We start from the raw sequence: 8,504 nt of genomic DNA, 5'->3' as shown, positions 1-8,504 counted from the left end.
CTACGTCGTGCCCGGCGGGCGGCGGGCCCGCGCCCTCGCGGCGGCGCGGCGGTACGTCGGCGCGGCCGGGCTGGCCGGGCTGAGCCACGACGCCGTGGTGGTGCTGCTGGACTCGCGCAGGCCCGGCACCGGCCCGCACGCCCTCAGGGAGCACATCGCCCGCCACGCCGGCGGCCCGGTCCTCGCGGTGGTGCCGCCACCCACCGAGCCGGCCGGGGCCGGCGATCCGGTCGAGGAGGCGGTGGCAGGGCTTGTCGAGTGCTTCACGCTCGCCCTGCGCACCAGCCGCCTGCTCGCCGTGATCGGGGTGGACGACGAGGTGGCCGGCACCGACGACTACCTCCCGTACGTGAGCGTGTTCGACGCCGACGCCCGCTCGCTGACCTCGTACGTGACCCGGCTGATCGGCCCCGTGCTCGACTACGACGCCGAACGCGGCACCGAGCTGGAGGCCACTTTGCGGGCCTTCGCCCGCTGCAACGCCAGCCCCACCAGGGCCGCCAGGATGCTCGGCTTCCACCCCAACACGATCCTGCAGCGCCTCGAACGCCTCGACGCCCTGCTCGGCCCCGGCTGGCGCGAGGACGACCGCTTCTTCCGCATCTCCCTGGCCGTGCGCCTGCGGGAGCTGATGAGCGCGGCCCACAGGTCATCGGCACACGAACAGCCCGGAGGGCTGGGGTGAACACCCATGGCCCGGCCGGGCGGGCCCGTCCTACGTTGACGGAACCAGCGGCGTCGCGCGGTGATCGCTCCCGCGGCGCGTCCACCGGACGACGAGGAGCACACGTGGCGGTCAACAGCCGGATCTCCGGGATCAAGGACAGGAGCGTGGCCGAGCGGCGCGCCCTGGTGGCGGACGGCGCGGGCGTGCCGGCCGAGGCGCTGAGCGCGCTCGACACCGGCGGCCTCGCCCTGGACCAGGCCGACCACCTGATCGAGAACGTCATCGGCACGATCGGGCTGCCGCTCGGCGTGGCCACCAACGTGACCGTGAACGGGCGCGACCGCCTCGTGCCGATGGTCACCGAGGAGCCGTCCGTGGTGGCCGCCGCGAGCAACGCCGCGCGCATCGCCCGCGTCCACGGCGGCTTCCACGCCTCGGGGACCGGCCCGGTGATGATCGCCCAGATCCAGGTGGTGGACGTGACCGACCCGCACGGGGCGCGCAACCGCGTCCTGGAGGCCAGGGAGGAGATCCTGGCGCTGGCCGACGCCCAGGACCCCGTGCTCGCCCGGCTCGGCGGCGGCGCCCGCGACCTGACCGCCCGGGTGCTGTGGACCCGCGCGGGCGCGCAGGTGATCGCGCACCTGCTGGTGGACGTGGGCGACGCCATGGGCGCCAACGCCGTCAACACGATGGCCGAGGCGGTCGCGCCGGTGCTCGCCGAGCGCGCGGGCGGCCGCCCGCTGCTGCGCATCCTGAGCAACAAGGCCGACACCCGGCTCGTGCGGGCGCGGGCGGTCTTCGACGCGGAGCTGCTCGGCGGCCCCCAGGTCGTGGACGACATCGTGGCGGCGAGCGCGTTCGCGGAGGCGGACCCGTACCGCGCCGCCACCCACAACAAGGGCATCATGAACGGCATCAGCGCCGTCGTCCTCGCGACCGGCAACGACACCCGCGCCGTCGAGGCGGGCTGCCACGCGCACGCCGCCCGCGACGGCGCCTACACCGCCCTGTCACGCTTCGAGAAGGACCGCGACGGCAACCTCACCGGCACGCTGGAGGTGCCGATGCCGGTCGGCCTCGTCGGCGGGGCCACCCGCGCGCACCCGGTGGCGCAGGCGGCGCTCAAGATCCTGGGCGTCACCTCGGCGGCGGAGCTGGCCGAGATCATCGTCTCCGTCGGCCTGGCTCAAAATCTGGCCGCCTGCCGTGCCCTGGCCGCCGAGGGCATCCAGCACGGGCACATGCGGCTGCACGCCAGGACGATCGCGGCCGCCGCCGGCGCCACGCCCGACGAGGTGCCACGGGTCGCGGAGCGGCTGGTGCGGGACGGGAAGATCCAGGAGGAGCACGCCCGCGAGGTGCTGGCGTCGCTGCGGGGTGAGCGGGCGTGAACACGCCGCCAGGCGAGCGCTGGCGGCCCCGGCCGATCGTCGAGCGCGTGGAGCGGGCCCCCGAGTGGGTGCGCGTCTACGAGGTCGGGCCGCGCGACGGGCTCCAGGCCGAGACGGCCGTCATCCCGGCCAGGACGAAGATCGAGCTGTGCCGCCGTCTCGCCGCGGCCGGGCTGCGCGACATCGAGGCGACGAGCTTCGTCCCGCCGGCGTGGATCCCGCAGCTGACCGACGCCGCCGAGGTGCTGCCCGCCCTCGCCGACCTGGACGGCGTGCGCACCGTCGCGCTCGTGCCCAACCTGCGCGGCCTGGAACAGGCCGTCGAGGCCGGCGCCCGGCACGTCGCCGTGGTCGTGAGCGCGACGGAGAGCTTCGCCCGCGCCAACCTCAACGCGGCCAGGCAGGCGGCGCTCGCCACCGCCGTGGAGGTGACGCGGGAGGCGCGCGGGCACGGGCTCGGCGTGCGCGGCTACGTCTCGATGGCGTTCGGGGACCCCTGGGAGGGGCCCGTGGACCGGGGCGTGGTGGCCGCCACCGCCGCCGCGCTCTTCGAGGCCGGCTGCGCGACCGTCGCGCTCGGCGACACCATCGGCGTCGCCACGCCGGGCCACGTGCACGCGATCGTGCGCGACCTGGCCGCGCTCGGCGTCCCCGCAGGCGACCTCGCGCTGCACCTGCACGACACGTACGGGCAGGCGCTGGCCAACGTGGTCGCCGGGCTCGACGCGGGCGTGCGCGAGTTCGACTCCTCGATCGGCGGGCTCGGGCGCTGCCCGTACGCGCGCGGCGCGACCGGGAACCTGGCCACCGAGGACCTGGTCTGGCTGCTGCACGGCATGGGGATCGCGACCGGGGCCGACCTGGACGCGCTCGCCGCCGTGGCGCGCTGGATCGGCGCCCGGCTGGGCCGCACCGGGCTGCCGTCACGGGTCACCACCGCACTCGCCGCCGCCGGGCGATGACGACAAGGAGAGACAGTGATCGCTGAGATGTTTCCAGGGCTTCCGGAGCAGCCGGGCGCGCTGTCCGGGGTCGTGGTGCTCGACCTGTCCCGCGTGCTCGCCGGGCCGTACTGCGGGCAGATCCTGGCCGACTTCGGCGCGACCGTGATCAAGGTGGAGAACCCGGGGGACCCCGACGTCACGCGCGGCTTCCCGCCGTACGTGCGGGCGGGGGAGAAGGAGCTGAGCGGCTACTACGCCCAGTACAACCGCGGCAAGCTGACCATCACGCTCGACCTGTCCACCGAGGCGGGCCGCACGGCGCTCAAGGACCTCGCCGCCAAGGCCGACATCCTCGTGGAGAACTTCCGCCCCGGCACCATGGCCAAGCTCGGCGTCGGCTACGACACCCTCGCCGAGGTCAACCCGCGCCTGGTCTACACGGCCATCTCCGGGTACGGGCAGACGGGCTCGCGCAGCCGGCGGCCCGCGTTCGACAGCACCGCGCAGGCGGCCGGCGGCCTGTGGTCGATGAACGGCGACCCCGGCGGCCCGCCCGTACGGGTCGGCACCGTGCTCGGCGACCTCGCCGCGACCCTGTTCGCCGTCACGGGCACGCTGCTGGCGCTGCGTCACGCGGAGGCCACGGGGCAGGGGCAGCTCGTGGACGTCGCCCAGGTGGACAGCGTCATCGCGCTCACCGAGAACGCGGTCGTCAACTACACGGTGGACGGCGACGTCGCCCGGCACACCGGCAACCGGCATCCGTGGGTGCGGCCGTACGAGCTGTTCCCGTGCCGGGACGGGAACGTGTTCTTCGGCGCCTACACCGACAAGTTCTGGCGCCTGGCGTGCGAGCTGTTCGGCGAACCCGGCCTGGCCGCCGACCCCGAGATCGACACCATGCGCAAGCGCTTCGACGAGGGCGTCTACGAGCGCAGGGTGCGGCCCGTCATCGCGCGGTGGCTGGCCGGGCGCACCGGCGAGGAGCTGGAGCGGATGGCCGGGGAGGTGCTGCCGCTCACGGTGGTCAAGTCCATCAAGGACGTGGTCGAGGACCCGGGGACCGCCGAACGCGACATGGTGGTGAGCGTCGATCATCCCGGCTTCGGGCGCGTACGGCTGTTCGGCCAGCCGATCAAGCTGAGCGCCACGCCGGCGGACGTACGGCGCCCGGCGGCCGAGCTCGGCCGGGACACCGAGGTGGTCCTCGGCGCACTGGCCGGCTACGGCCCCGACGAGATCGCCGCGCTCCGCGCCGCCGGCGCGATCTGAGGACCGGGGATGACGGACACGAACGGGCTGCTGCTCCGCGACGCCCGCCGCTACGGCGATGACACCCTCACCGACGTGCACGTGCGCGGCGGGCGGATCGTCGCGGCCGGTCCGGCCGGCACGGTGCCCGCCCCCGGCGCCGAGCCGGTGGACCTCGGCGGGCGCCATCTCGGGCCAGGCCTGTGGGACGAACATGTGCACTTCACCCAGTGGGTGGTCCAGAGCCGCCGCGTGGACCTGTCCGGCGCGACCAGCGCCGCCGAGACCGCCGCCCTCGTCCGCGCGGCGCTCGCCCGCACGCCCGTTCCCGCAGGGGGAGTCCTGTCCGGGTACGGCTTCCGCGACGCGCTCTGGCCCGACCGGCCCACCCTGCGCGCCCTCGACGAGGCCGCCCCCGGCACCCCGGTCGTGCTCGTCAGCGGCGACCTGCACTGCGGCTGGATCAACTCGGCCGCCGCCGCCCGGATGGGCGTGAGCGTGGACGAGTCGGGGGTGCTGCGCGAGGGCGACTGGATCGGCTCGCCCGGCCTGGACGCGGAGGGCTCATTGACGGTGGCCGACTACCGCGACGCGGCGCGGGCGGCGGCCCGGCGCGGGGTCGTCGGCATCGTCGACTTCGAGCACGCCGACAACGTGCGGCTGTGGCCCGAGCGGGTCGCGGACGGGGTCACGAGCCTGCGGGTGGAGGCGTCCATCTGGCCCGACCGGCTGGACGACGCCCTCGCGCGGGGCCTGCGCACCGGCGCGGCGCTGGACCCCGGTGGGCTGGTGACCGTCGGGCGGCTGAAGGTCGTCGTGGACGGCTCGCTCAACACCAGGACCGCACTGTGCTGGGACCCGTACCCAGGCCTCGACCCCGGCGACCCGCACGCGTGCGGCGTCGAGAGTTACACCGCCGCGGAGCTGCGCGACCTGCTCGCCCTGGCCTGGCCCGGCGGGATCGAGGCCGCCGTGCACGCCATTGGGGACCGGGCGAACACCCAGGTCATCGACGTGTTCGAGGAGCTGGGGCGGCCGGGGGTGATCGAGCACGCGCAGCTCGTCCGGGCTGAGGACTTCGCCCGCTTCGCCCGGCTCGGGCTGGTGGCGAGTGTCCAGCCGGAGCACGCCATGGACGACCGTGACGTGGCCGACCGGCTGTGGGAGGGCCGGACGGGCCGCGCCTTCGCCTTCGCCTCGCTGCACGAGGCCGGGGCCGCCCTGCGGCTCGGCTCCGACGCCCCCGTCGCGCCGCTGGACCCGTGGCAGGCGGTCGCCTCCGCGATCAGCCGCAGCCGCGGCGAGCGCGAGCCGTGGCATCCGGAGCAGCGCCTGCCACGCGGCGTGGCCCTGGCCGCCGCCTTCCGCGGCCTCACCGGCTTCGCCCTCGGCGGCCCCGCCGGCCTGGTCGTCCTCGACCGCGACCCGGCCACTGCCGACCGCGACGACCTCCGCACGATGCCCGTCGCCGGCACCCTGCTGGCCGGCCGTTGGACCTGGAGAAACCTATGACCCGCGTCTCGCACGCGGGGGCCTTGTGACCGCCATCCGGACCGATGTCCCGCACGGGAGAGCTCTGTGACCACGATCACCCGGACCGACACCATTCGCCTGTGGCCCGCGCGGGCTTATCGGGACACGTTCGCGCGGGAGGACCCCGAGCCGGTCGAGGGCGGGGTGCTGCCGCCGGGCCGGCACGGGCTCTACTTCCTGCCCGACCTCGCGCTCGACGCGCTGCGCCCGGATGGCACCCCGGCCCGCGACGGCGTCGTGCCCGACATCGACCTGCCGCGCCGCCTGTTCGCGGGGGAGGAGATGACCTTCCACCGCCCGATCCGCTACGGAGAGACGCTCGACCTGACCGCCACGCTCGACCGGATGGACGACAAGCGGGGCCGCAGCGGCAGGCTCGTGTTCGTCACCGTCGCCAGGACGATCGCCGGACCGGACGGCCCCGCCGTGACCGTGCGCCAGCACGACGTCTTCCTCGGCCCCACCGGCCCGGCCCGCCCCCAGCCGGGCCCCGAGCCGGCCGACCTCGCCTGGGACGAGCCGCTCGACCTGGGCCCCGTGCACCTGTTCCGCTACTCCGCGCTGACCTACAACAGCCACCTCATCCACTACAACGACCCGTGGGCGCGCGAGGTGGAGCGGCAGCCGGGCCTGCTCGTCCACGGCCCGCTCACCAGCATGCTGCTGCTCGACCTCGCCCTGCGCAGGAACCCGGGCCGTACGCCGGCGACGTACTCCATGCGCGCCCTCGCCCCCGTCCACCTCGGGACCCCCGTCAGGCTGGCCGGGCGGCCCGAGCCGGACGGGGCGCGGCTGTGGGCGCTCGACGCCGAAGGCGGCGCGCTCGTGAGCGCCGAGGTGCGGTTCGCCTGAATCACCCCCGCATTCCGGCTTCCTGAACCGTGGTCTAAGGTGCGGAACATGCCCGAAACGGTGGACGAGCCAGGCGTCAGTCGCGCGGCGGTCCCGGCCCGCCCGACCCCGCCGCACTCCTGACAGCGGAGATCTTCGTGTACCTCATGCGCATCGGCCCGCCCGGCGCCGAGAAGCCCGTCGTCCGCGTGGACGACAGCCACTACGTCGACGTCTCCGACGTCACCCCCGACTTCGACGAGCGATTCTTCGCCGCGGGCGGCCCCGCGCTGCTCGCCGAGCGGGTGGCGACAGGGGAGCGGCGCGCGTTCTCCGGTGAGCGGATCGGCGCGCCGATCGCCAGGCCGCACCAGATCCTGTGCATCGGGCTCAACTACAGCGACCACGCCGCCGAGACCGGGCAGGCCGTGCCGGACGAGCCGATCCTGTTCACCAAGCCGCCCAACACGCTCATCGGTCCGTACGACGACGTCCGCATCCCGCGCGGCGCCACCAAGACCGACTGGGAGGTGGAGCTGGGCATCGTCATCGGCCGGCGTACCTCCTACCTCGACTCCGCCGAGGAGGCCCGCGCCGCCATCGCCGGCTACTGCGTGGTCAACGACGTCAGCGAGCGCGCCTTCCAGATGGAGCGCGGCGGCCAGTGGAGCAAGGGCAAGTCGGCCGAGACGTTCAACCCGGCCGGGCCGTGGCTGGTCACCCCCGACGAGATCGCCGACGTCAAGAACCTGGGCATGTGGCTGGACGTCAGCGGCACCCGCCGCCAGACCGGCAGCACCGCGACGATGATCTTCGACCCGTACTTCCTCGTCCACCACCTGAGCCAGTTCATGGTGCTGGAGCCGGGTGACCTGATCAACACCGGCACCCCGCCCGGCGTGGGCATGGGCCACAAGCCGCAGCTCTGGCTCCAGCCCGGCGACGTGATGGAGCTGGGCATCGACGGCCTGGGCAGCCAGCGTCAGCGGGTCGTGGGACCCCGCTAGGTGCGCGCCCTGGTCATCACCGGTCCCGGCGAGGCCGCGGTGCACGACGTCGAGCCGCCGGTCGCCGGGCCTGGACAGGTCGTCGTGGACGTGGAGCGGGCCGGCGTGTGCGGCACCGACGTCGAGCTGTTCGGCGGCGAGATGAGCTACCTGCGGACCGGCCGCTCCTGGTATCCGCTGCGCCCCGGCCACGAGTGGTGCGGGACCGTCACCGACACCGGCGCGGGCGTGGCGCGCGAGTGGCTGGGCCGCCGGGTCACCGGCGACACCATGCTCGGCTGCGGGCACTGCGAACGCTGCCGGGCCGGCCGCCACCACGTGTGCGAGGACCTGGCCGAGATCGGCATCAGCCGCGGCTTCGCCGGAGCCCTCGCCGAACGGCTCGCCGTGCCGGTCACCGCCCTGCGCCCGCTGCCCGCCGAGCTGGACCCCGCGCTCGGCGCGCTGGTGGAGCCCGGCGGCAACGCCTTGCGCGCGGTGAAAGCCGCCACGCTCGAACCTGGACGGCGGCTGCTCATTCTCGGCACCGGCACGATCGGCCTGCTGGCGGCGCTGTTCGCACGGGCCCAGGGGATCGAGGCGCATCTGATGGGCCGCGACCAGGAAGGGCTGCGCCTGGCCGCCTCGCTCGGCTTCACCGGCGTCTGGACCAGGCCCGAGCTGCCGCCACTGGCATGGGACGCGGTCGTGGACGCCTCCAACGCGCCCGGGTTACCCGCGCTCGCCCTCGACCTGGTCGAGCCGGCCGGACGCGTGGTCTACATCGGCCTGGCCGGTACGCCGAGCACCCTCGACACCCGTGACCTGCTGCTCAAGGACGTCACGGCCGTGGGTATCCTGGGCGGCTCGGCCGGACTGGCCGCGGCGGCGGCCGCCT

General features: G+C 74.8%; 8 protein-coding genes. All 8 read left to right on the top strand.

Features of this window, described 5'->3' with window-relative positions; all coding sequences use genetic code 11:
• Positions 1 to 685, top strand: a 685-nt coding sequence (locus ABFX54_RS54835; RefSeq protein ID WP_346115287.1) for a PucR family transcriptional regulator, incomplete at its 5' end; no start/stop codon positions are given.
• A 104-nt stretch (positions 686 to 789) separates the two neighbouring features.
• Positions 790 to 2,061, top strand: coding sequence for a hydroxymethylglutaryl-CoA reductase, degradative (locus ABFX54_RS54830; RefSeq protein WP_346115286.1), 1,272 nt, complete (start codon positions 790 to 792; stop codon positions 2,059 to 2,061).
• Complete coding sequence (locus ABFX54_RS54825) at positions 2,058 to 3,023, top strand: hydroxymethylglutaryl-CoA lyase (RefSeq protein ID WP_346115285.1); 966 nt, start codon at positions 2,058 to 2,060, stop codon at positions 3,021 to 3,023. Before ABFX54_RS54830 ends, ABFX54_RS54825 begins: the two co-directional genes overlap by 4 nt.
• Before the next feature lie 15 nt (positions 3,024 to 3,038).
• Complete coding sequence (locus tag ABFX54_RS54820; protein ID WP_346115284.1) at positions 3,039 to 4,277, top strand: CaiB/BaiF CoA transferase family protein; 1,239 nt, start codon at positions 3,039 to 3,041, stop codon at positions 4,275 to 4,277.
• Between the two features lie 9 nt (positions 4,278 to 4,286).
• Complete coding sequence (locus ABFX54_RS54815; protein WP_346115283.1) at positions 4,287 to 5,768, top strand: amidohydrolase; 1,482 nt, start codon at positions 4,287 to 4,289, stop codon at positions 5,766 to 5,768.
• A gap of 66 nt (positions 5,769 to 5,834) precedes the next feature.
• Positions 5,835 to 6,641, top strand: a complete 807-nt coding sequence (locus ABFX54_RS54810) for an FAS1-like dehydratase domain-containing protein (protein WP_346115282.1) — start codon at positions 5,835 to 5,837, stop codon at positions 6,639 to 6,641.
• A 137-nt stretch (positions 6,642 to 6,778) separates the two neighbouring features.
• Complete coding sequence (locus ABFX54_RS54805) at positions 6,779 to 7,627, top strand: fumarylacetoacetate hydrolase family protein (RefSeq protein WP_346115281.1); 849 nt, start codon at positions 6,779 to 6,781, stop codon at positions 7,625 to 7,627.
• Positions 7,628 to 8,504: zinc-dependent alcohol dehydrogenase (locus tag ABFX54_RS54800; RefSeq protein ID WP_346115280.1), on the top strand; the 877-nt coding region annotated here is incomplete at its 3' end. It abuts the gene before it with no gap.

It is taken from the genome of Nonomuraea maheshkhaliensis (assembly GCF_039529435.1).
Lineage (GTDB): Bacteria > Actinomycetota > Actinomycetes > Streptosporangiales > Streptosporangiaceae > Nonomuraea > Nonomuraea maheshkhaliensis.
This window is presented reverse-complemented; position numbering and strand designations above follow the sequence as displayed.